Annotated in this window: 21 protein-coding genes; 8 read left to right on the top strand and 13 right to left on the bottom strand. The window is 71.3% G+C overall.

The features are described 5' to 3' along the window. Positions 1-37 precede the first annotated feature (37 nt). The 3 genes from ACFWQG_RS16805 to ACFWQG_RS16795 form a co-directional block, all read right to left on the bottom strand. The gene (locus ACFWQG_RS16805) at positions 38-712 is read right to left on the bottom strand and encodes a PhzF family phenazine biosynthesis protein (RefSeq protein ID WP_378508768.1); all 675 of its coding nucleotides are present in this window, start codon (positions 710-712) and stop codon (positions 38-40) included. An 88-nt stretch (positions 713-800) separates the two neighbouring features. After that, positions 801-1340: a carboxymuconolactone decarboxylase family protein gene (locus tag ACFWQG_RS16800; protein WP_378508767.1), complete on the bottom strand. Its 540-nt coding sequence runs from the start codon at positions 1338-1340 to the stop codon at positions 801-803. A gap of 2 nt (positions 1341-1342) precedes the next feature. Beyond that, a complete protein-coding gene (locus ACFWQG_RS16795) occupies positions 1343-1930 on the bottom strand; it encodes a peroxiredoxin (RefSeq protein ID WP_378508766.1) in 588 nt (195 codons plus the stop codon). Between the two features lie 121 nt (positions 1931-2051). Between ACFWQG_RS16795 and ACFWQG_RS16790 the strand changes: the two genes are divergently transcribed. Together ACFWQG_RS16790 and ACFWQG_RS16785 are read left to right on the top strand one after the other, a co-directional pair. After that, positions 2052-2975 carry a LysR substrate-binding domain-containing protein gene (locus ACFWQG_RS16790; RefSeq protein WP_378508765.1) on the top strand — a complete coding sequence of 308 codons (924 nt, stop codon included), beginning with the start codon at positions 2052-2054 and terminating at the stop codon, positions 2973-2975. Between the two features lie 147 nt (positions 2976-3122). Beyond that, the gene (locus ACFWQG_RS16785) at positions 3123-4301 is read left to right on the top strand and encodes an acetyl-CoA C-acyltransferase (protein WP_378508764.1); all 1179 of its coding nucleotides are present in this window, start codon (positions 3123-3125) and stop codon (positions 4299-4301) included. Between the two features lie 62 nt (positions 4302-4363). Here ACFWQG_RS16785 and ACFWQG_RS16780 read toward each other — a convergent pair whose 3' ends face one another. Further along, on the bottom strand, positions 4364-5107 hold the full coding sequence (locus tag ACFWQG_RS16780; protein WP_378508763.1) for a LysR substrate-binding domain-containing protein: 744 nt from the start codon (positions 5105-5107) through the stop codon (positions 4364-4366). Between the two features lie 32 nt (positions 5108-5139). Here ACFWQG_RS16780 and ACFWQG_RS16775 point away from each other — a divergent pair, with 32 nt between their 5' ends. Together ACFWQG_RS16775 and ACFWQG_RS16770 are read left to right on the top strand one after the other, a co-directional pair. Further along, positions 5140-5574: a DUF5997 family protein gene (locus ACFWQG_RS16775; protein WP_378508762.1), complete on the top strand. Its 435-nt coding sequence runs from the start codon at positions 5140-5142 to the stop codon at positions 5572-5574. Positions 5575-5702: 128 nt separating this feature from the next. Further along, positions 5703-6638, top strand: a complete 936-nt coding sequence (locus ACFWQG_RS16770) for a hypothetical protein (protein WP_378508761.1) — start codon at positions 5703-5705, stop codon at positions 6636-6638. 21 nt (positions 6639-6659) lie between these two features. Here the strand turns inward: ACFWQG_RS16770 and ACFWQG_RS16765 are convergent, their stop codons facing one another. From ACFWQG_RS16765 to ACFWQG_RS16750, 4 genes are all read right to left on the bottom strand, one after another. Then, complete coding sequence (locus ACFWQG_RS16765; protein ID WP_378508760.1) at positions 6660-9164, bottom strand: DEAD/DEAH box helicase; 2505 nt, start codon at positions 9162-9164, stop codon at positions 6660-6662. Positions 9165-9237: 73 nt separating this feature from the next. Then, positions 9238-9606, bottom strand: a complete 369-nt coding sequence (locus tag ACFWQG_RS16760; protein WP_378508759.1) for a DUF4267 domain-containing protein — start codon at positions 9604-9606, stop codon at positions 9238-9240. Positions 9607-9633: 27 nt separating this feature from the next. Continuing rightward, positions 9634-10671: an alpha/beta fold hydrolase gene (locus ACFWQG_RS16755; protein ID WP_378508758.1), complete on the bottom strand. Its 1038-nt coding sequence runs from the start codon at positions 10669-10671 to the stop codon at positions 9634-9636. 113 nt (positions 10672-10784) lie between these two features. Continuing rightward, a complete protein-coding gene (locus ACFWQG_RS16750) occupies positions 10785-11747 on the bottom strand; it encodes a PAC2 family protein (protein ID WP_378508757.1) in 963 nt (320 codons plus the stop codon). A gap of 232 nt (positions 11748-11979) precedes the next feature. Between ACFWQG_RS16750 and ACFWQG_RS16745 the strand changes: the two genes are divergently transcribed. Both ACFWQG_RS16745 and ACFWQG_RS16740 read left to right on the top strand, forming a co-directional pair. Then, on the top strand, positions 11980-12675 hold the full coding sequence (locus ACFWQG_RS16745; protein ID WP_378508855.1) for a sensor domain-containing protein: 696 nt from the start codon (positions 11980-11982) through the stop codon (positions 12673-12675). 106 nt (positions 12676-12781) lie between these two features. Next, the gene (locus ACFWQG_RS16740) at positions 12782-13858 is read left to right on the top strand and encodes a DUF4192 domain-containing protein (RefSeq protein ID WP_378508756.1); all 1077 of its coding nucleotides are present in this window, start codon (positions 12782-12784) and stop codon (positions 13856-13858) included. A 10-nt stretch (positions 13859-13868) separates the two neighbouring features. Here the strand turns inward: ACFWQG_RS16740 and ACFWQG_RS16735 are convergent, their stop codons facing one another. From ACFWQG_RS16735 to ACFWQG_RS16725, 3 genes are all read right to left on the bottom strand, one after another. Continuing rightward, positions 13869-14894: a phosphatidylinositol-specific phospholipase C gene (locus ACFWQG_RS16735; protein WP_378508755.1), complete on the bottom strand. Its 1026-nt coding sequence runs from the start codon at positions 14892-14894 to the stop codon at positions 13869-13871. A 115-nt stretch (positions 14895-15009) separates the two neighbouring features. Next, on the bottom strand, positions 15010-15999 hold the full coding sequence (gene galE, locus ACFWQG_RS16730) for a UDP-glucose 4-epimerase GalE (protein WP_378508754.1): 990 nt from the start codon (positions 15997-15999) through the stop codon (positions 15010-15012). Between the two features lie 4 nt (positions 16000-16003). Beyond that, on the bottom strand, positions 16004-16687 hold the full coding sequence (locus ACFWQG_RS16725) for an iron dependent repressor, metal binding and dimerization domain protein (protein WP_378508854.1): 684 nt from the start codon (positions 16685-16687) through the stop codon (positions 16004-16006). A 154-nt stretch (positions 16688-16841) separates the two neighbouring features. On the opposite strand from ACFWQG_RS16725, the gene ACFWQG_RS16720 reads away from it, so the two are divergent. Together ACFWQG_RS16720 and ACFWQG_RS16715 are read left to right on the top strand one after the other, a co-directional pair. Beyond that, positions 16842-18122 (top strand): acetoin utilization protein AcuC, encoded by a 1281-nt coding sequence (locus ACFWQG_RS16720; RefSeq protein ID WP_378508753.1) that lies wholly within the window; start codon positions 16842-16844, stop codon positions 18120-18122. Further along, complete coding sequence (locus ACFWQG_RS16715; RefSeq protein ID WP_378508752.1) at positions 18115-20799, top strand: GNAT family N-acetyltransferase; 2685 nt, start codon at positions 18115-18117, stop codon at positions 20797-20799. Before ACFWQG_RS16720 ends, ACFWQG_RS16715 begins: the two co-directional genes overlap by 8 nt. Before the next feature lie 99 nt (positions 20800-20898). On the opposite strand, the gene ACFWQG_RS16710 is transcribed toward ACFWQG_RS16715, so the two are convergent. Then, entirely contained in the window at positions 20899-21867 is a 969-nt protein-coding gene (locus tag ACFWQG_RS16710; RefSeq protein WP_378508751.1) for a sigma-70 family RNA polymerase sigma factor, read from the bottom strand. Positions 21868-22021: 154 nt separating this feature from the next. Beyond that, positions 22022-23497: a methyltransferase gene (locus ACFWQG_RS16705; protein WP_378508750.1), complete on the bottom strand. Its 1476-nt coding sequence runs from the start codon at positions 23495-23497 to the stop codon at positions 22022-22024. Positions 23498-23505: the final 8 nt, after the last annotated feature.

The raw sequence follows: 23505 nt of genomic DNA, 5'->3' as shown, positions 1-23505 counted from the left end.
GCGACCGCCCACCGAGCATCGACCGCCCGGCGACCGTTCACACGGTCACCGGGCGGTCGCGCTGCACCCGGCCGCCGACCTCGATCCAGCCGTCCGGGCTGCGCCGGGTGACGATCTTCGACCCCCGCCCCTGCGTGATGTGCAGGCCCCTCCGCAGGTGCTCGGTGATGCGGACCGCGGCGGCGCCGGTGGCCTCGTCCTCGGGAACGCCGAGCGCGGGGGCGAACATGCGCGCGTGGATCGCGCCCTCGCCCGCCCACGCCCAGACGTAGTGGTGGCCGTCGCCGAAGCTCGATGCGGCGACGGCGTGGACGGCGGCGCTGTCCGGCTGGCAGTGCAGGGTGAACTCCGGTGCCCAGTCGGGCTTCGCCCGCACCCACGTGTACCCGTCGGCGGTGCGGGTGGCGACCGGCCCGGCCCGCACCTCGAGGGTGTCCACCGGGAGTCCGCGTTCGCGCAGCCACCACGACAGCCCTACGGTCGGGTGACCCGCGAAGGGGATTTCGGCTGCCGGGGTGAAGATCTGGGCGGTCGCGGAGGTGGCCGTCGGGTCGGGCAGATCGACGAAGATCGTCTCGCTGAACCCGAGGTCGGCGGCCACCCGCTGTCTGTCCGGTGGCGGTACCGCGGCCGCGTCGACGATACCGAGCGGATTCCCGTGGCGCCCATCGGGATCGGTGAACACCCGGACCACATCTACCTGAATGCTCATTGTCAAACGATACCGCCGGATGGGACGACGAAAGGTGCCCTTCGCGTAACGGTCCACGCGAAGGGCACCTTTCGTGGTGCGGGGGAGACTAGGCGGTCGTCCCGGCCAGGGACTCGGAGACCGCGACGGCCTGCGCGACACCCTGGAGGGTCGCGGCGACCTTGACGGCCTCGAAGACCTGCTCCTTGGTCAGCCCCTCCTTGCGCACGACGGCGTCGTGCGCAACGGTGCAGTGCTCGCAACCGTTGATCGTGGAGACCGCGAGGCTCCACAGCTCGAAGTCGACCTTGTCGACACCGGGGTTGCCGATGATGTTCATCCGCAGACCCATCCGCACCTGGGCGTAGTCGTCGCCCAGGTAGCCCTTGGCCCGGTAGGCGACGTTGTTCATGCCCATGATCGACGCGGCACCGAGCGCGGCGTTGTACGCCTCCGCCGACAGCACGTCGGCGGCCTCCTCGGCGACCTCACGCAACACGGTCGCCGACTTGGTTGCCGCGGCCGCCGCGAGGAACGTGCCCCACAGCTGCTGCTCGGTGAGCTCGGTCGAGCGTGCGAGCGAGCCCAGGTTGAGCTTGAGATCCTTGGCGTACTCGGGGAGGGAGTTCTTCAGGTTCTCGATGCTCATGGTCAGACGCCCTCGGTCATCAGGGCGCCGGCGTCGATGGTCGGGTCGCCCTTCTTCCAGTTGCAGGCGCACAGCTCGTCGGACTGCAGGGCGTCGAGGACGCGCAGGACCTCGTCGACGTTGCGGCCGACGGACCCGGCGGTCACGGACACAAACTGGATCTCGTTGTTCGGGTCGATGATGAAGGTGGCGCGGTCCGCGACGCCGTCGGCGTTCAGGACGCCGGTGGCCTCGGCCAGCTCACGCTTGAGATCCGAGAGCATCGGGAAGGGGAGGGTCTTGAGGTCCTCGTGCTGTGCGCGCCACTGGAAGTGCACGAACTCGTTGTCGACGGAGGCGCCGAGCACCTGCGCGTCGCGGTCCGCGAACTCCTCGTTGAGCTTGCCGAAGGCGGCGATCTCGGTGGGGCAGACGAAGGTGAAGTCCTTCGGCCAGAAGAAGACGATCCGCCACTTGCCCGCGTAGTCGTCGCTCGTGATCTGGGTGAAGTAGTCGTCGGGCTGCTGCGCGTCGACCTTGGACAGGTCGCCGCCGATGACGGCCTTGAGGTTGTACGCCGGGAACTGGTCGCCGATGGTCAGCAGAGCCATGTGTGTTCTGTCCTCCTGTGCTGGATTTCGTCCGCGATCGAGCGCGTCTTTCTGGGGTGACTCCAGTCTGCCCGAAACCCTTCAAAAGGTAAAGGCGATAGAAGTCACTACACTGATAGGCGTGCCCGATCAGACTTATCAACCGACACTGTCGCAGCTGCGTGCCTTCGTCGCGGTCGCCGAATGTCGCCACTTCGGCACCGCCGCAACCCGACTCGGTGTGAGTCAGCCCACACTCTCGCAGGCGCTGGCGGCGCTCGAGAACGGTCTCGGTGTGCAGCTCATCGAACGCAGCACCCGCCGGGTCCTGGTCACCCCCGCGGGGGAGACCCTGCTCGCGCAGGCCAAGCAGATCCTGGACGCCGCCGACGGATTCGTCGCGACGGCAGCCGGGGTCGGTCACGCGTTGTCCGGACCGTTGCGGATCGGGCTGATTCCGACGATCGCCCCCTACGTGCTGCCCGCCCTGCTGCCCGCGCTGCGTGCCGAACTGCCCGCGGTCACCCCGCAGGTGGTCGAGGACCAGACCGCCCGCCTTCTCGACGCCCTCCGCTCCGGTGACCTCGACGTCGCCGTCCTCGCACTACCGTCGGAGGCGTCCGGGATGGCCGAGATGCCGCTGTACACCGAGGAATTCGTGTTGGTGGTGCCGCCGGGGCACGAGCTGGCCGGGCGCGCCGACCTGGCACCGGGGGCGCTCGACGAGTTGCCCCTGCTGCTGCTCGACGAGGGCCACTGCCTGCGCGATCAGACCCTCGACCTGTGCCGCTCGGTGGACGCCCACCCGATCGCGGGGGACACCCGCGCCACCTCGCTGACCACCGTCGTGCAGTGCGTGGCGGGCGGTCTCGGTGTCACCCTGGTGCCCGCGTCGGCGGTGGCGGTCGAGGCCGCCCGCGGCGGCCTCGCGACCGCGCGATTCGCCGCCCCCGCCCCCGGCCGCACCGTCGGCCTGGTGTTCCGGGCGTCGAGCAGTCGGGTCGAGGCATACGAGCGGCTCGCGGACCTGATCACCTCGATCGCGCCCGCCGGGATCCGCTTCTGACGGCGCCCCCGCCGCGGACCGTGATCGACGGGCGGTGGCAGGCGCCCGCGGGTGCGACGCGGATGGAAGGATGGACGAAGCACGCGCGTGACGTGCGGCGCTCGGGTCGGCGACGGCTTCGAGGGAGCGACGAAGGAGAGAACAGGCGTGAGCACCAGTGTCATCGTTGCGGGGGCGCGGACCCCGATCGGCAAGCTGTCCGGCGCGTTGGCGTCGCTGACGGCGGCGGACCTCGGCGGCCGAGCGATCGCCGCCGCGATCGAGCGTGCGGGCGTCGGAACCGACGGCGTCGACGCCGTGGTCATGGGCACCGTCGTGCAGGCCGGTGTCGGCCCCAACCCGGCGCGGCAGGCGGCGGTCGCCGCGGGCCTGCCGATGACCGTGCCCGCCACCACCGTGAACAACCTGTGCCTGTCCGGGCTTGAGGCCATCATGCAGGCCGACCGGCTGATCGCGACCGGCGCCGCGGACGTCGTCGTCGCCGGCGGCATGGAATCGATGACCAACGCCCCCTACCTGGTGCGCGGCGCCCGTCAGGGCCTGAAGTACGGTTCCACCGGCTTTGAGGACGCCCTCGACCGCGACGCGCTCGTGTGCGCGTTCGACGGGGTCTCGATGGGCGCCTCCACCGAGAGCTACCAGGCGTCGGAGAACATCACCCGCGCCGAGCAGGACGAGTTCGCGGCCCGCTCACACCGCCTCGCCGCCGAGGCCACCGCCTCCGGCGCGTTCGCCGCCGAGATTGCGCCGGTGGAGATCGCCTCCCGCAAGGGCACCGTCACCGTGTCCGCCGACGAGGGCATCCGCGAGGCGACCACCGTCGAGTCCCTCGGCAAGCTGCGCCCGGCGTTCGCGAAGGACGGCACCATCACCGCGGGCGCGTCGTCGCAGCTGTCCGACGGCGCCGCCGCCGTCGTGGTCATGCGCAAGGACGTCGCCGAGGCCCGCGGCATCGAATGGCTCGCCGAGATCCGGGCGCACGCACTGGTCGCAGGACCGGACACCTCGCTGCTGCACCAGCCGGCGAACGCGATCGAGGCCGCGCTCAAGCGGGACGGCGAGACCACGGTCGCGGACCTCGACCTGCTGGAGATCAACGAGGCGTTCGCCGGTGTGTCGATCGCGTCGATCCGTCAGCTCGGTGTCGACGCCGACAAGGTGAACATCCACGGCGGCGCGATCGCGGTCGGGCACCCGGTCGGCATGTCCGGTGCCCGGATCGCGCTGTCGCTGGCGCATTCGCTCAAGGCCGCCGGGGGCGGTGTCGGCGCCGCGGCCCTCTGCGGCGGCGGCGGCCAGGGCATCGCGATGATCCTGTCCGTGTAGGCGCCTGCGGCGCCCGTGAGTCTTTTCGGTCCCGGTGTGGGCCAGAAGGACTCACGGGCGCGTCAGCGCCTGCCGCGCTTCGGCTTCTGCTTCGGCTTCGGCTTCTGCGGCGGGACTTTGCCCGCCGCGACCCGGGCGGCCTGCTTGGCCGCGGACTTCTGCGACGCGGTGCGCTTCGGTGCCGGCTCGGGTGCGCCGCGGCCACGCGAGCTGTTGACGCTGCGGCCGCGGACGATGCCGACGAACTCCTCGACCAGGTCCGTCGTCCGGGCGGCGGGCCAGGCCAGCGCGACGGGGGAGACCGGCGCGTCGGTGACCGTCCGGTACGTCAGATCCTTGCGATGGTGCAGCCGCGCCAGGGACTGCGGCACCACCAGCACGCCGACACCGGCCGCGACCAGTTCGACCGCATCGGCGATGGTGTCGGGACGGTGCCCGGCCGCCGTCCCCGGCCGCACCGCCCACTCGAGCATGTCGTCGAGCGGATGCAGCACGATCTCATCGGTCAGGTCCGCGGTCGACACCGCGTCGGCGGCGGTGACCACGTGGTCCTTCGGCACCACCACGACCGGTGTCTCCTCGTACAGCGCGATCACGCTGAGCTCGCCGCTGTCGATCGGCAACCGCACCAGGGCCGCGTCCGCGCCACCGTCCCGGAGCAGCGTCGGGGCGGCGGACTCGGTCGCCGCGACCAGTTCGAGGCGGACGTCCGGCATGCGTTCGCCCCAGATCCGCACCCACTTGGCGGGGGTGACGCCGGGCACGTACGCGAGCCGGAACGGGGCGGAGGGGGCGGGCTCGGTCATTCCGCCAGATTACCGGTCGATACCCTTGACCCATGAGTGCGCAGAAGACACCCCAGACGATGAAGCCGGCGACAGCCGCGAAGAAGCTGGACGTGTACCTCGAGGCGACCCCCGCCGAGTTCCGTGACGGCGTCGTCTCCCGCGAGGAGCTCGCAGACCTGCGGGCGAACCCGCCGCAGTGGCTGCAGGACCTGCGTGCCGACGGCCCGCACCCGAAGAATGTCGTCGCCGCGAAGCTCGGTGTCACGATCGCCGGACTCACGCGCGGCGGCGTCGCCGAGGCGTTGACCACCGAGCAGATCGACGCGCTGCTGGCCGACCAGCCGGACTGGCTGGTCGCCGAGCGCGCCAACCTCGTCGAGGTCCGCAAGGAGGACAAGCGGATTCGCGAGCAGCAGGCGGCGCAGCGGGAGGCGTCGAACCGTCAGCAGCGGCGCGCGAAGCCGATCCTGCACCCGCAGGACTGACCTTTCGGCGAGTAACACGCCCCGGCAGGGGGCCGATGTAGCCGTCCGTGCCCGGGAGCACCCGGTCACGTCCGAAGTGAGACCGTCACCAGTGATGAGGAGCTCCACCCGTGTCGAACCCGCATGACATGAGTTCGGATCCAACCGAGGTGATTCCGCGCGTGGATGCCGCGCAGCCGGTGCCGACGAGCCAGATGCCGACGAGCCATGTGCCGACGAGCGACGTGCCGACCAGCTACGCGCCGACGAGCGACGTGCCGACCAACTACGTGCCGACGAGTGACCTGCCGACCACCCAGGCGCAGGCTGCCCCGATCCCGGCTGCCCCGGCCCCGGCTGCGTCGGCGACCGCGGCGCCGGAACCGGGCAGCGGGTCACGGCGGCGCGCGGCGGTGCTCGCTGGCGCCTCGGTGGCCGCGCTGGTCGTCGGTGCGTTCGCCGGCTACCTCGTCGGGTCCGGCGGGTCGGGATCCGCGCCCGCGCCCGCCGCCGCGGCGGCCGCTCCGACGACGACTCCCGCGCCGGTGCCAGGTCCGGGGCAGTTCCTCGCGTCGTCCGGCACGCTCGACACCGTCAGCGGGACGTCGTTCGTGCTGCGGACCGCCGACGGCACCCGGGTCAACGTCCGGACCACGCCGGGCACCCGCGTGGTGACGCTGCGCGGCGACGCCGTCACCGATCTCGAGGCAGGCGACTCCGCCGTCGTGCAGGGCACCGGAACCCCCGCCGACTTCGTCGCGGATCTGGTGATCGCCGGGGGCCTGGCCGGGATCGGTCCGACCCCGGAACCGGCGGCGGCGCCGACGCAACAGGCCGAACCGGAACCGACCGCGGAGCAGTGGGAGCCACCGCAGCCCGCCGTCGCCGCGGTCCCGGAGGCGCCAGCCCCGGAGCCGGTCCCGGAGACCACCGAGGTTCCGCCGCCCGCGCCGACCACCAATCAGATCGGACCCGATCGCAGCGACTACGGCCCGAAGCAGGACAGCTACGGACCGGACCGCAGCGACTACGGCCCGAAGCAGGACAGCTACGGGCCCAGGCAGGACAGTTACGGGCCGAACTGACGCGGTCGCGCCGCTCGCCTGCTACCCCTCGACCACCTCGAACTCGTCGAACACCACCTCGCCTGCGGCGTCGGACTCGGCGAGGTTCACCTCGGCGAGCAGCGCCCAGCCGTGGTCGCCGTTCGGGTCGGCGATGGTCTGACGCACCCGCCACAGGTCCGCCTCGCGGGTGACGGTGAACAGCTGCGGGCCGCGGGCGTCGGGGCCGGTGCCGATCTCGGCGTACTCGTCGAAGTACAGCTCCATCAGGTCGGCCCAGTCGTCGGCGTCGAGCCCGTCACCCAACTCCGCCAACACCTCCCACCGGCGGCGCGACGCCAGTTCGATCCGTTTGAACATCGCGTTGCGGACCATCACGGTGAACGCGCGGACATTCGCCGTGACCGGGCGCGGGATGTCGGCGCCGAACGCGACCTGCTGGTCGTCGGATTCGACGCCCGGGTTCGTCAGCTGCTCCCACTCGTCGAGCAGCGACGAGTCCACCTGCCGGATCAGCTCGCCGAGCCACTCGACGAGGTCGTCGAACTCCTCGGTGCGCGCCGACTCCGGCACCGTCTGCCGCAGCGCGCGGTAGGCGTCGGCGAGGTACCGGAGCACCAGCCCCTCGGACCGGGCCAGCCCGTAGTGGCCGACCAGGTCCGCGAACGTCATCGCCTTCTCGATCATGTCCCGCACCACTGACTTCGGGGACAGCGCGAACTCCGACACCCACGGATGCCCGCCGCGGTAGGTCTCGAAGGCGGGGTAGAGCAGTTCCTCGAGCGGCTTCGGCCAGGTGACGTCCTCGAGGAGCTCCATCCGCTCCTCGTACTCGATGCCGTCGGCCTTCATCTGCTGCACGGCCTCGCCGCGGGCGGAATGCTGCTGCGCCATCAGGATCTGCCGCGGATCGTCGAGCGTCGATTCGATCACCGACACCACGTCCAACGCATAGGTGACCGCGCCGGAGTCGAGCAGGTCGATCGCGGCCAGCGCGAACGGGGACAGCGGCTGGTTCAGGGCGAAGTCCCGCTGCAGGTCGACGGTCAGGCGGGCCCACGAGCCGTTCTCGTCCGGCGTGTCGAGCTGCTCGACGATCCCGGCCTGCAGCAGCCCCCGGTACAGGGCGATGGCCCGCCGAATGTGCCCCAACTGCTTCGGCCGCGCCTCGTGACTGTCCTCGAGCAGATGCCGCATCGCGGTGAAGCAGTTGCCGGGCCGGGCGATCACGTTGAGCAGCATCGAATTCGACACCCGGAACCGGGAGACGAGCTGTTCGGGGGCAGCCGCGACGAGCCGCTCGAACGTCGGTTCACCCCACGACACAAACCCCTCCGGCGGCTTCTTGCGCTGAATCTTCTTGAGCTTCTTCGGATCGTCGCCCGCCTTGAGGACCAGGCGGTGGTTCTCGATCTCGTGCTCGGGTGCCTGCACCACCACGGTGCCCATCGTGTCGAACCCGGCCCGGCCTGCGCGCCCGGCGATCTGGTGGAACTCGCGGGCCCGCAGGTGTCGGGTGCGGGTGCCGTCGTACTTCGTGAGTCCGGTCATCAGCACGGTGCGGATCGGGACGTTGATGCCCACGCCGAGGGTGTCGGTGCCGCAGATGACCTTGAGCAGTCCGTCCTGCGCGAGCCGTTCGACCAGGCGCCGGTACTTCGGCAGCATGCCCGCGTGATGGACGCCGATGCCGTGCCGCACCAGCCGCGACAGCGTCCTGCCGAAACCGGTGGTGAACCGGAACGCGCCAATCGCCTCGGCGATCGCGGCCTTCTCCTCCTTCGAGCACATGTTGACGCTCGTCAACGCCTGCGCGCGTTCCAGCGCGGCGGCCTGGGTGAAATGCACCACGTACACCGGCGCTTGGTGGGTGGTGACGAGTTCCTCGATGGTCTCGCCGATCGGCGACTTCGCGTACGAGAACGTCAGCGGCACCGGCCGCTGCGTGCCCCCGACCACGGTCGTCGGCCGCCCGGTGCGGCGGGTCAGGTCGTCACGGAAGAAGGAAACATCGCCGAGGGTCGCGGACATCAGCAGGAACTGCGCGTTCGGCAGTTCGATCAGCGGAACCTGCCATGCCCAGCCGCGGTCCGGCTCCGAGTAGTAGTGGAACTCGTCCATCACCACCTGGCCGATGTCCGAGTCGGCGCCCTGCCGCAACGCCAGGTTCGCGACGATCTCCGCGGTCGCGCACACGATCGGTGCCTGCGAGTTCACCGACGCGTCGCCGGTCATCATGCCGACGTTCTCGGCGCCGAACACCTCGCACAACGCGAAGAACTTCTCACTGACCAGGGCCTTGATCGGCGCGGTGTAGAAGGTGCGGCGGCCGTCCGCGAGGGCCGCGAAGTGCGCTCCGATCGCGACCATCGACTTCCCGGACCCGGTCGGGGTGGACAGGATGACGTTCGCGCCGGACACGATCTCGATCAGCGACTCCTCCTGCGCCGGGTAGAGCGTCAGCCCGCGCCCGGACGCCCACCCCGCGAAGGCATCGAAGAGCGAGTCGGCGTCGGGGGAGTCGGGGATCAGATCGGAAAGGAGCACCGGTACAGGCTATCGGTCGCCGGAGGGGCCCTGGCTGCGTACTCGACGCTCGCCTCGTTCCTCGCTTGAGGGGTCAGACGGTGAGCAGTCCGGCGGCAACCAGCATCGCGACCGCGGTTGCCCCGTGGATTCCGTACGCGGACTTCCGGTTTCCCCCGTTGGCGAGCACGATGACCATGTCCCCGAGCGGGATCAGGGCCAGCACCAGGAGTAGGAGTGCAAGCTGGTCGCGGGCGGCGAGAATGAAGACGATCCCCAGGATTCCGGTGGTGGCGTCCCGAATGCCCTTCACCTGCCACCAGCCGCGGGCCTCGGGTGCGAGGCTGGTGGGAAGGCCGAATCCGGCGGCGTTGCCCGCGTTCTTGGCGAGATAGGCGATGCCGATCCCGAGGATGCCCAGCGCTCCGACCCAGGCGAGCGCGAGTCCGATCCAGGACAGCATGGTCGCTCCCTTCCGCGTAGGGACCGGTCAGGTCGCGCTGCGCTCGTCCGCCCCCATCGCGTCGAGGACCGCCTCCCTGGCCGCGCTGGACCCGGCGATGCTCGATTCGCCGACGCCGTCGAGGAGCGTCTGCCGCCATCGGTCGCGGTCGAACTCCAGCGGACGGGTTGTTGCGACGAAGTCCTCCACCACCTGCAGGAAGCGGATCGGGTCGTCGTGGAACGGGAAGTGGCCGCTGTCGGGGAAGATCTCCAACCGCGAGTGCGGCAGCGCGGCGTGCGCGAGGTGCGCGTGGCTCACGGGGATGACGGCGTCCCGGTCACCCCAGATGATCTGCACCGGGAGGTCCGCGGTCAGGTAGCACCGGTCCAGCATCGTCACCACCTGCCCGCGCCAGTCCACGACGGCGCGCAGGGTCCGCAGGAAGGCGTCCCTCGCGGTGGGATCGGGCAGGGAACGCAGCACCCGCACCAGGTCGGGGGCGTCGTGGAAGAGGGCGACGCTGCGGAACGGGCCGCGGTAGAGCTGGTCGGCGATCTGCCCGAGCGCCCCGATCAGGGTGAGCGCACCGGGGACCTGAAGCAGGCGCATCGCCTCGTTCGCGATCGGCAGCGACGCGAACCGCAGCGCCGGGTTGACGTCCTTGGTGACACCGCCGGGGGCGACGACGACCAGACGCTCGACCATCTGCGGGAATTGGTACGCGAACTGCAGCGCCACCCCGCCGCCGAGGGAATGCCCGACCACCGTTGCTCGGTCAAATCCGAGGACGGTCTGCAGGTCCCGGATGCCGTTCGCGTATGCCGCGATGGAGTAGTCGGCACGGGGCTTGTCGGAGCGGCCGTGCCCGAGCAGATCCGGCGCGATCACCGTGAAGTTCTTCGCCAGGTGCGGGATGACCTCGTTCCACGTCGCGGAGTTGTCGCCGATCCCGTGAATGAGGAGCAGGGCAGGTCCGCTGCCCGCGATCCGGAACGCGCGTCGATACCCGTGCACGGTCCGGAACGACAGCCGCGGTTCGGTGTCCGGAACCGTGCGCAGTGCGCGGGTGCGGTCTCCGCCCATGTCTCGCTCCTGTCGTCCGTCGGCCGGTATTTCGTTGGCCGACCTACCCAGTCGATGATCTGGACGATCGTATAGATGAACTCCTGTGCGCGCCGGATAACTGTAAAACGGATTCACATGTTGCGCTCGCCGGGCTCGCCGCCCTGGTCGGGGGCGTCACCGTCGGCGTCGAGCTCGGCGAGGAAGCGCTCAAACTCGGCGCCAAGCTCGTCCCCACTCGGCAGCTCACTCTCCGTCGCCAGCAGGCTCGACTGCTGTTCCTGCGCGGTCACATAGCTGTCGTACTGGCGCTCGAGCGCCCGCACCACCGACTCGACCTCCTCGTTCCCGTTCACCTGGGCGTCGACCTGTTCCCGGACGCGGGCCGCTGCCTCGCCGAGCGCGGCCAGCGGCAGCACCAGCCCGCCCGCCTCGCCGACGCGTTCGAGCAGCGTCTCCGCCGCCGCCGGGTAGTCGGCCTGTGCCAGGTAGTGCGGCACGTGCACGGAGTAGCCCATCGACTCGTGCCCGTGCTGGGACATCCGCAGCTCCAACAGCGAGGACGCGCTGCCCGGGATGCGCAGATCGCCGGGCCAGCCCTCGTTCTCGCCGACCAGATCCGGGTTCGCCGAGTGCGCGGTCACTCCCATCGGCCGGGTGTGCGGCACCGCCATCGGGATCGCGTTGAGCCCGATCGTGCGGCGGACGCCGAGCTGCTCGGCGAGCAGCCGGACGGCGGTGGTGAACCGATTCCACTTCAGGTCCGGTTCCAACCCGGACAGCAGCAGAAACGGGGTGCCCTCGGTGTCCCGGACCGCGTACAGGTTGAGCTCGGGGGCGTCGTAGTCGGTGAAGTGATTCGCCGTGAACGTCATCGTGGGTCGCCGGGACCGGTAGTCGATCAGCTCGTCCACCGCGAACGACGCGACCAGTTCGGTTTCCAGGCTCTCCCGCAGGTGCGTCGTCGCGAGCTTCACGGCATGACCTGCGTCGGAGTAGCCCTCCAGGCCGTGCACCAGCACCGGGCCGCTGCCGTCGTGCGCGGACACCACCGGGGCCGGGAACTCCAGCTCGTACATGCCCGACTGCTCGTCCATCGTCAAACCCCTTCGCGTTTACGTTGCCGACCAGTGTCCCTCACCGGCCGGCCGGGGCGATCACCCCGGTCCCACGCCCGATTGCATCAGTCAACGTGACGCGCGGACACATCATTCCCGTGTCGCCGGTGCGGGGACGCGCCGCGCCGCGCTCGGGTCGTCCCCGCGGTCCCGACCTGGCAGAGTTGACGCATCCGCCCGCAACCCGAGAGGACCGTCGTTGACTCGCCGAATGCTGATGGCCGGAGCGGCCGCCGCCACCCTGGTGGTCGCCGGATGCTCCTCGCACGTCTCGGGTGTCGCCGAACCGGTCGGGGGAGCGGCAACTCCCGCGGCGGGCACCGCGGACCGGGTCGAGGCGCCGCTGGCGTCGATGCTGCCCGCCCCGGACGACTTCCCGGCGCCCTACCAGGCCCTGGTGCTGCCGGAGCAGGCGGTGGAGCAGGCCGCCGCCGACCTGGACGGGATTCCGGCGGGCGCCAAGGTTGACCCGGCCGGGTGCAAGCCCCCGCCGCAGAACTTCGGTCCGGACGCCACCGCCCTGATCGTGGGCACCGACAACGACGCGCGGGCGACCGTCTCCGTGGAACTGACCCGGGTCGACACCCCGCTGTCGGTGCGGGCGAACGAGATCGACCAATGCCTGGAGCTGACCACGACGAAGAGCGGCGCGACGGCGACGGTCGCCACCACGGTGCTGCCCGCGCCCCCGCTCAACGCGGACGACACGCTGGCGCTGCGGCAGACGGTTACCTCCGGCACCCCCGACCGCACCGTCACCCAGTCGATGCTCAAGCTGTTCGCCCAGGTCGACGACGTGCGCATCTCCGCGACACACATGTCCTTCGGCGCAGGCACACCCGACTCGGTGACGCTGGACCAGCTGTTCACCGAGACCGTCCAGAAGGTCACCGCGGCGGCAAAGTAAACCCCGGCGGCATCAGCTGTGGAAGACGCGGGAATTCGTCCACAGGGCAGGCGGATTCGACGTCCGTGGCCCGGTGGTGGTCGCCCCGGTCGGGGACCGTGCAGGCATGACACGCAGGCAACCGAATCCCGCACCCGACGACGAACCGCGGCTGCGGATCAGCGAACCCGGCGACCTGATCGCCGCGATCCCCGCGATGCTCGGCTTCCGGCCGCACCGGTCCATCGTGGTGATCAGCCTCGGCGGTACCCCGACGGCGGTGCAGACCGTGATGCGGCAGGACCTTCCGGCCGGGGACGTCACCGCCGGTGACCGCGCCGGACTCGAACTGATCGCACGGGTGTGCGCGCGGTCCGACGCGAGCATGGCGGTCGCCGTCGTCGTCGACGACCGCGAACCCGGGACGCTCGGCCCGGCCGTCGCCGGCCTCGTCGACGGTGCGGCGGCCGCGCTCATCGCGGCCGGGGTGATGCTGACCGCGGTGCACGCGACGCCCTCGATCGAGGCGGGGCGACCGTGGTGGGGGATCCTCGGCGATCCGCGGTGCGGGCGACTGCCCGATCCGACCGCGTCGACGGTGGCCGCCGAGCAGGTGCTGCGGGGGCGCCCGATCCTCGCGTCGCGGGCCGAGCTGGCGCGGATCCTGCATCCGCTGCCCCGGCGGGACCGGCTGCGGATGGCGCGACTGCTCGCCGTCGCCCGCCACCCCGCCTCCCGGGCCGTCCCGCGACGCGACCGGGCGGCGCTCGAGTTCGCGCTCACCCGGATCGCCACCGTCGCGTCGACCGGGTATCTCACCGACGACGAGATCGTCGCGCTCTCGGTCGTGCTGGAGCGCCCCGCCGTCCGCGACTCGCTGCTGGGGTTGGCGGTCACCGCGGAGGCCGATGCCGCCGACCAGACCTGGATCGTGTTGGCGCGGGCCCTGCCCGGACCCGCACGGGCCGAGCCAGCGGCACTGCTCGGGTTCAGCAGCTACGTCCGCGGCAACGGCCCGCTGGCCGGGGTCGCGTTGGCCGCGGCGCTCGCCGCGAACCCCGACCATCGACTGGCGGGGCTCCTCGATCACGCGCTCGCCACCGGCATCCGCCCCGGCAAGATCGCCGACCTTGCCGGAACCGGACACCGGGCCGCCGCGGACCTCGGCGTCGCCCTGCCCCCGGTCGAACGGGAGCGCGCGTGACCGGGTGCGGTCAGCGGAAGTTGCGGTCGACCAGCGCGTCGACCAGGTCGGCGGTCGGGAAGTCTGCCATCACGACGCCCGTGCGTCCGGTCGGGTGCTCGGCGAGGTGGTCCTCGGTGCGGTCGAGGATCCCGGTCACGCCGGGCACCCCGCGCGCGACGGTCACCGGCACGGTGCCCGTCACCAGCGCGGCGGGAACGCCGGTGGCGCTGAGGTGATTCACGAAGAACGTCTCGCCGGGACCGGCCGCGGCCCGGTCGAACTGGGTGCGGATCAGGTCCCACTTGCGGTCGAGGTCGTCGAGGCCGGTGAGCTCGTAGCTGTCCTGGATGTCCATCGCGTCACCGCCCCACCGCGGACCGTACGTCGCCGCCGCCGCGAAGTTCTGGAGCAGCACCACCTTCCCGCGGGCCGCACCGAGGGTCGGGATGGAGTCGCCCCCGCCCGCGGGTGGCCGCCACAGGTGCTGCTGCAACCGGTCCCGGGTTGCGGGGTCGGCGTCGATGTACCACCGCAGGGTGTCCTCATAGGTGCGGGTGTTCTCGGCGGCCGTGTACTCCTCCTTGAGACGCATGACCACCGCCTCGGTCGGATGGCTGCGGAGGAAGTCGGTGACCTGAACGACGACGTCGGTGAAGGTGCTGTCGAGGTACTCGATGCCGTGGTGGATCGGGAAGGCGTCCCGGAAGTGCCGGGTCCGGACATCGAGGACCCGGACCCCCGCCCGCAACTGGGTCGGGAGGTCGGCGTCTTGCGTCTGCGCGAAGATCGACCCGCGGTGCGCCATCGTGTCGTGCGTGCCGGGCAGGGACAGTTCGGACAGCCCGACGTCGTCGGGCAGCAGACTCATCCAGTCGGGGTTGTCCGCGCTCGCCAGATCGCCGGGCGCGACCGATCCCGACGCGCTGCCAAGGTCCGGCGCGGTGGAACCGGGGGCCGCCGCGGCGGGGGGAGCGGTGAGGAGAAGCAGTGCCGCAAGGGGGATCAACAGTGCACGCACCGTCGATCCCCCGAGCGCACGAGTGGATTTCGCCACGGACACGGTCCTTTGCTGGCACGCGGGTAGGCGGGGCCGACGCCCGGCTACGGGAATGCTGTGCAGCATCGCATGCCGTGCCGCAGCGGCGTCGGCGAATGCCCGCCTTCGGTGGCTACCCGCGCTGGGCGGCGTGCGAGCGGTCCCCGAGATCCTGCAGGTACGTCCAGGCGTCCGAGACGATCTCGTCGAGATCGGTGTGCTTCGGCCGCCAGCCGAGGTCGGCGATCGCCTTCTCGCTCGACGCGACGAGGACCGCGGGGTCGCCCGCGCGTCGCGGCGCGTCCTCCGCGGAGATCGGCAGCCCGGTCACCCGGCGGCATGCCGAAATCACTTCGCGAACACTGAAACCCGCACCGCTACCGAGGTTGTAGACCGAATGCGTTCCGGCGACGGCGTTGTCGAGGGCCAGCAGGTGCGCTTCGGCAAGGTCGAGAACGTGGATGTAGTCCCGGACCGCGGTGCCGTCCGGCGTCGGCCAGTCGGTGCCGAACACCGAGATCTTGTCTCGCTGCCCGAGCGCGACCTGGAGCACCAGCGGGATGAGATGCGTTTCCACGACGCGGTTCTCGCCAGCGCCGCGGTAGGCGCCCGCGACATTGAAGTAGCGCAGGCTGGTCGCCGCCAGACCGTACGCGGCGGCGTACGAGGTGATGGCATGGTCGATCGCCAGCTTCGTTGCCCCGTACGGGTTGGTCGGCCGCGTCGGATCGTCCTCGGTGATGGGCGTGCGATCGGGTTCGCCGTACGTGGCGGCCGTCGACGAGAACACCAGCCGCGGAGTGCCGGACGTGCGCATCGCCTCCAGCAGCGCGAGGGTGGTCACGACGTTGCCCTGCCAGTACTTCGCCGGCTCGAGCACCGACTCACCGACCAGCGACTGCGCCGCGAAGTGCAGGACCCCGTCGAAACCCGGGCCCTCGCCGAGGACCCGGCCCGCCACCGCGGCGACGTCGCCCTCGACGAACACCGCGCCAGCGGGCACCGCATCCGCGTTGCCGGTCGACAGGTCGTCGATCACCACCACGTCGTGACCGCGTTCGAGCAACACCGTTGCGCACACACTGCCCACGTAACCGGCACCGCCGGTGACCAGAAGTCGCACGCGATCAGACCTGCTTGACCTGGACGGCGTGCGCCATCTCCGCGGGCAGGTCGACACCCTCGTGTCCGGGAACGGTGATCGTCACCGAGTCCGGATGGGTCTCGACCGTCACCCGGGCGTTCGGCACCACACCGGCATCGCGCAGCTGCGAGATGATCTCGGGGTCCGACTGCACGTGCTCGGCGAGCCTGCGGACCACCACCGCGGTGGGCTGCCCGGTGGGAACCTCGGTCAACCGGATCAACGACTCGGCACCCACCTCGGCGTCGAGGCCGAGCTGAGCGAGACCCGGGATCGGGTTGCCGTACGGCGACGTGGTCGGGTTGTTGAGCACCTTCACCAGCCTGCGCTCGACCTCCTCGCTCATCACGTGCTCCCAGCGGCACGCCTCGGCGTGCACCTGATCCCACTCGAGTCCGATCACGTCGACCAGCAACCGTTCCGCGAGACGATGCTTGCGCATCACCGCGATCGCGAGATCACGGCCCTTCTCGGTCAGCTCCAGGTGCCGGTCGCCGGCAACCAGCAGCAGCCCGTCGCGCTCCATCCGCGCCACCGTCTGGCTGACCGTCGGCCCGCTCTGCTCAAGCCGCTCGGCGATGCGTGCCCGCAACGGCACGACGCCTTCCTCTTCAAGGTCGTAGATCGTCCGGAGGTACATCTCCGTTGTGTCGACCAGATCCTTCACGCTCACGCCCCTTCGTTCCCGGCAATTCTACCGGGGTGATCCGACGAATCAGTGCCTCACGCGCCGCGGCTGCGACTGACACCACACGCTGCACCTGCCGTACAACGCCGTGCGCCGCTCGCGCCTTCCCGCCCGGCGACAGTAGCGTGACGGCATGGCCGACTCGCCCCCTTCCCCCCTGACGGGCACCGGTGCCGACGGCGTCGTCGTGTGGAGCCCCGACTATCTCGACTATCGGTGGAGCGCGGACCATCCGATGAACCCGACGCGGCTGGACCTGACGATGTCACTCGCGCGCGGGCTTGGCCTGATCGAGGGTGCCGAGATCGTCGCACCCCACCCCGCGACCGACGCGGACCTCCTGCGGATCCACACCCCCGGTTACATCGCGGCGGTGAAGGCGGCGGGCGCGGGACCGGTGCAGGGGCTCGCCGACGCCCGCGCCGACGGGGAGGCAGCGCCGCACGGGCTGGGCAGCGAGGACAACCCGATCTTCCCGCACATGCACGAGGCCAGCGCGATCCTCGCGGGCGGCACCCTCGCCGCGGCCCGCGAGGTCGCGGCCGGGCGAACCCGGCGCGCGGTGAGCATCGGTGGCGGGATGCACCACGCGATGGCGGACTGGGCCTCCGGCTTCTGCGTGTACAACGACGCGGCGATCGCCATCTCCTGGTTGCTGGACAACGGATTCGACCGGATCGCGTACCTCGATGTCGATGCCCACCACGGCGACGGCGTGCAGCACGCGTTTCTCGGTGATCCGCGGGTGCTGACGGTGTCCATTCACCAGCACCCGGCCACCCTGTGGCCCAACACCGGCTGGTCCAGCGAGGTCGGCTCCGGTGCGGGGGAGGGCACCTCGGTCAACATTCCGGTCCTGCCCGGGACGGTGGATGCGGTGTGGCTGAGGGCATTCCACGCCGTGGTTCCCGGCGTCGTCGCCGCGTTCCAGCCGCAGATCGTGATCAGCCAGTGCGGCGTCGACAACCATCGTGAGGACCCGCTCGCGGACCTCTCGCTCACCGTCGACGGGCAGCGCGCCGCGTTCCGCGCCATGCGCGACCTGGCCGACCGGTACGCGGACGGACGCTGGATCGCGGTCGGCGGCGGCGGCTACGGGCTGGTGCGGGTCGTGCCCCGCGCCTGGACCCACCTGATCGCCACCGCGCTCGGCCGCGACCTCGACCCGGCGACCGCCGTGCCGGGGCCGTGGCGGGACCGGGTCGCCGCGCTTGCCCCGTCCGTCGAGGTGCCGACCACGATGAGCGACGGCGGCGACGCGGGCCACCTGTCGTGGGACGGGCCGGGCGGGACACCCGAGACCGGCAACGACACCGTCGACCGGGCGCTGGTCCGGGTCGACGCCGCGATCATCGCCACCCGCAGGGCGAGTTTCCCGCTGCTCGGCCTGGACCCGGAGGACCCTCGTGACTGACCAGCCCCTTCCCGACCGGACCCAGCGCCCGGCGTTCCCCGCGCACTGGATCGCGGATGTGCTCGCGACCGACGGCGGCGCCGTGCACCTGCGGCCGATCACCCCCGCCGACGCCGACCGGCTCATCGCGTTCCACGCCAAGCTGTCCGAACGGACCCGGTACCTGCGCTACTTCGGGCCCTACCCGACGATGTCCCAGCGCGACCTCGTGCGCTTCACCACCGTCGACCACCACAACCGGGTCGCGTTCGTCGCGATCCTCGGCGACGACATCATCGCGGTCGGGCGGTACGAGCGCCTGCTCGACGTCGGCGACGGACTCTCCGCCGAGGTCGCATTCGTCGTCGCCGACGAACACCAGGGCCGCGGCCTCGGCCCGATCCTGCTCGAGCACCTCGCTGGCGCGGCCGCCGAGAACCACCTGACGATGTTCGTTGCCGAGGTGCTCGCCGAGAACCGCAACATGGTCAGCGTGTTCCGGGAGGCCGGGTACCAGGTCAGCCGCAGCTTCGAGGGCGGGGTGCTGCGCCTCGAGTTCGCCATCGACCCCACCGAGGCGCTGCTGACGGTGCGCAACGCCCGCGAACGCGCCGCCGAGGCGCGCAGCGTCCGCAACCTGCTCAGCCCCCAGTCGGTTGCGGTGATCGGTGCGTCCACCGACGACGCCAAGGTGGGCAATGCGGTGCTCCGCAACCTCCTCGAGGCCGGCTTCGCCGGTCCGGTGTACCCGGTCAACGCCGAACACCGGTCGGTGCGCGGGGTCCGGGCCTATCCCTCGGTCCGCGACATCCCCGACGACGTGGACCTCGCGGTCGTCGCGGTGCCCGCCGAGGCGATCGACGCGGTCCTCGACGACTGCCTCGCCAAGGGCGTCAAGGCGCTGGTCGTCGTCTCCTCCGGGTTCAGCGAGACCGGTTCGGACGGCTACGACTCCGAACGCCGACTCGTGCACGCGGCCCGCGCCCACGGCATGCGCCTGGTCGGCCCGAACGCGCTCGGCGTCGCGAACACCCACACCGCGGTCCAGTTGAACGCGACCCTGGCCCCGGTCCTTCCGCACGGCGGGAAGGTCGGCTTCTTCTGCCAGTCCGGCGCCCTCGGCATCGCGATCCTCGACGAGGCCGCACGCAGGAAACTCGGGCTGTCGACATTCGTCTCGGCGGGCAACCGCGCCGACGTCTCCGGCAACGACCTGCTGCAGTACTGGGACAGCGACCCCGACACCGAGGTGGTGCTGCTGTACCTGGAGTCGTTCGGCAACCCGCGCAAGTTCTCCCGCATCGCGCGGCGGGTGGCCCGCAACAAGCCGGTCGTCGCGGTCAAGTCCGGGCGGCACGCCGTCCCGACCGCGCTCAAGGCGACCTCCGTCGAGATCGACGACTCCATCGTCTCCGACCTGTTCGCACAGGCAGGCGTGGTCCAGGTCGGATCGATCGCCCAACTCTTCGACTGCGCCGTGTTGTTCGGCTACCAGCCGCTGCCCTCGGGGCCGCGGCTGGCGGTGGTCGGCAACTCGTCGGCACTCGGGTTGCTCGCCGTCGACGCCGCCCGGTCCGAGGGACTCGAGGCGGCCGACCCGGTCGACCTCGGGCCGCAGGCCACCCCGGACCAGTTCGCGGGCGCGGTGCGGGCCGCGATCGAGAATCCCGCGGTGGACTCGGTGATCGCGGTGTTCGTTCCGCCCGTCGCGATGGACCCGGAGCCGTACGCGAAGGCGCTGCGGGACGCCGCCAGCGACAGCGGCAAGCCGATCGTCACCACCTTCCTCGCCGTCGAAGGCATCCCGGACGTGCTCGCGGTGCCCGGACCCGCGGGGCACCCGGTGCGCGGATCCGTCCCGTCCTATCCGGGGCCCGAGCGGGCCGCGCTGGCGCTGGCCCGGGCGTGGCGGTACGCGCAGTGGCGGGACAAGCCGACCTCGCAGGTGGTGCGCCCCGACGGCATCGACGCCGCCCGCGCCGCCGACCTCGTGCACACCTGGGTCGAGGGCAGCGGCCCCGACGGCCGCTGGCTCACCGACTTCGAGGCCGCGGAACTGCTCGCCTGCTACGGCGTCGCGATCGCGCAGTTCGCCGCCGCCTCCAGCGAGGACCAGGCCGTCGCGGCGGCCGCCGAGCTCGGCTACCCGGTGGCGGTGAAGGCGACCCGCGAGCAGTGGCGGCACCGCCCCGACCTCGGTGGGGTGCGGCTCGACCTCGACACCCCGGACGGGGTGCGCCGCGCCTACCGGGACCTTGCCGCCGCCTCCGGCGACCCGCTGCTGTACGTGCAGAAGATGGCGACAAAGGGGTTCGGCTGCGCGATCGGGGTGCAGGACGACCCGTCGTTCGGGTCACTGATCTCGTTCGGCCTTGCCGGGGTGATCTCCGACCTGCTCGGCGACCGGGCCTACCGGGTGCTGCCGTTGACCGAGGAGGAGGCGGGGGAACTGATCGACGCGCCGAAGGCGGCGCCGCTGCTGGCCGGCTACCGGGGCGGGCCGGGAGTCAATCGGGCGGCGCTGGTGGACCTGCTGCAGCGCATCTCCGCGCTCGGCGACGACCTCCCCGAGGTCCGCGAGCTGGTGTGCGAACCGGTCCTGGCCAGCGCCACCGGCGCCGAGATCACCGACTCCCGGGTCCGGATCGGTCCCGAACCGAGCACCAGGGTCGACCTGGGGCCCCGCAGGCTGCGCTGATCCGAGCGGGCGGGGCGGTCATGGGCGCGCCGACCGGTCCGTGACACCCGAGGGGGGAGGGGGTCGGGACCGGCCGGCGCGGGTCGGGGGGGGGGAGCGTCAGCTGGCGTAGGCCCGCAGGCGGTCGGCGCGCTCACCCTGACGCAGCTTGCCCATCACCTCGCGTTCGATCTGCCGGACCCGCTCCCGGGAAAGGCCGAAGATCTTGCCGATCTGATCCAGGGTCCGCGGCTGCCCGTCGTCCAGGCCGTAGCGGAGCCGGATCACCTGCTGTTCCCGCTCGTCCAGGGTGCCGAGCACGCTGCGGACGTCGCTGTGCAGCAGCCCCGCGATCACCGCGTTCTCCGCGGACGTCGCCTCCGAGTCCTCGATGAAGTCGCCGAGCGGGGCCTCCTCATCGGTGCCGACCGGCATGTCCAGGCTGACCGGATCCCGGCTGTGGTCGAGCAGATCGGCAATCTTCGCGACCGGGATGCCCGACTCCTCCGACAGCTCGTCGTCGGTGGCCTCCCTGCCGAGCTGCTGATGGAGTTCCCGCTTGATCCGGGCCAGCTTGTTCACCTGCTCGACCAGGTGCACGGGCAGCCGGATGGTTCGGGACTGGTCCGCCATGCCGCGGGTGATGGCCTGCCGGATCCACCACGTCGCATACGTGGAGAACTTGAAACCCTTCGCGTAGTCGAACTTCTCCATCGCGCGGATCAGGCCGAGGTTGCCCTCCTGGATCAGGTCGAGCAGCGGCATGCCGCGGCCGGTGTACCGCTTCGCCAGCGAGACGACCAGCCGCAGGTTCGCCTCAAGCAGATGGCTGCGGGCCCGCTCCCCGTCCCGGACGATGCTGGCCAGGTCCCGCTTCTTCGCCGCCGTCAGCCGCTTGCCCGTGTTGAGCACGTGCGCCGCGTACAGTCCCGCCTCGATCCGCTTCGCCAGCTCGACCTCGTCCGCTGCGGTCAGCAACGCGGTGCGTCCGATCCCGTTCAGGTAGACGCGGACCAGGTCCGCGGCCGGGGACTGGGCGTCCAGATCCTCGGGGGTCGGGCGCGCTCGGCGGGTGGTGGGGCTCGTCATGACCTGCCTCCTCATCGGTGGTCTCTCACGATGTTCAACGCCCCACCGGCAGGCAAAGTTCCCGAGCGGTCCCGGTCACATCGGCGCTGACCTGCGTATTTCCCGCCTCGCGCCTGAGAAGTAGCTGAGAAGAACGGCGACCGGGAACGGTGCGTCAGGCGGGGAGCACCAGACCGTGCCGCACCAGGCCGTGCAGCAGCGCGACGGCGGCGTCCGCCAGCGGTTCCGCGGGCTCGTCGTGTGCCGCGGCGAGCAGATCCACCAGTTCGCCCAACGCCAACCCGTCCCCGCGCATTCCGCCGAGCAGCGCCGCGGCCAGGTCGTCCACCTCGTGCTGCCACGCGGGGCCGTCCCCTCGATGCACCCGCGCCACGACCTGCCGCCAGCCCTCCTCGCCCGGCAGGTACACCCGCTCCAGCGCCGTCGCGGGTGCCACCGCGAAGCGTTCCTCGAGCACGTCCCGCTCCCGCAGCCACGCCACCCGATCGAGATAGCCGAGCGCCTCGTCGCCCAGCGGATCGCTGTAGCCGTGCCGCAGATCCTCCGCAAGCACGTCCGACGGGGCGTCGGTCCGCCGCAGGTACACGAACCCGAATCCGATCCCCTCAACGTCGCTGTCCGCGAAGTGCGCCAGCCACGACTCGGCCTGCGCGGCCGTCGCCGGATCCCGCGGGTCCAGCCCGGCGTCCCGCATCCAGGTGCCGACGTACAGCGCCGGGTCGGCGACGTCGCGCTGCACGATCCAGGCGTCCACGCCGTGCGCGGGCAGCCACGACGCCACCCGGGACCGCCAGTCCTGGCCTGCCACGTGCACCCACGACGCGAGCATCGCCGCGGTCCCGCCCGGGTTCAGGTGCTCGCTCGCCCGCGAGATCATCAGCTCGCTCGCCCCGTCCAGGTCCAACCCCGAATCCCGGTAGGTGTGCTCGACCCTGGCCCGCCCCACCACGAACGGCGGATTCGCCACCACCCGATCGAAGGCGCGGCCGGCGACCGGCTCGAACCATGATCCCGGCAGCAACTCCGCCTGGACCCCATTGAGCGCGAACGTCGCGGCCGCCAGGTCGAGGGCCCGCACATTGATGTCGGTCGCCGTCACCGAACCGGCGTACTCGGCGGCGTGCAGCGCCTGGATCCCGCAGCCGGTGCCGACGTCGAGCACCGACCCCGTCGCCGCCGTCGGGGTGCCGCGCAGCAGCGACAGTGACGCGTGCCCGACCCCGAGCACGTGATCCGGCGCCGTCGTGCGTGGCCGCATGCTCCCGTCCAGGTCGGCGAGCACCCAGCGGTTGCCGTGGCCGAGGTCCATCGGCCGCAGGTCCAACGCGGCCCGGACCAGGTCGCCGTCCCGTTCGAGCAGCCCCGCGGCGACCGCATGGTCGAGATCGACGGGCGCGAGCACCGCCGCGACCTCGGCCGCGGCGCAGTCATCGCCGAGCAGGAACAGTCGAGTCAGTACGCCAAGCTCGCCCGCATCCCGGGTGGCGCGGCGGACCGGCACCGGCTCGTACCGGCTGAGCGCGGCATGCGCGTCCGCCCCCAGTGCATCGAGCAGGGCGTCGGCGGTGTAGTCGGTGCGGTGCAGGGCCTCGCGCAGCGGGCCGCACAGGGAGAGGAGGTCGCGGTTCACGCGGCCAT

Origin of the sequence: Rhodococcus sp. NPDC058532 (assembly GCF_042719255.1) — a bacterium.
Classification (GTDB): domain Bacteria; phylum Actinomycetota; class Actinomycetes; order Mycobacteriales; family Mycobacteriaceae; genus Rhodococcus_G.
This window is presented reverse-complemented; position numbering and strand designations above follow the sequence as displayed.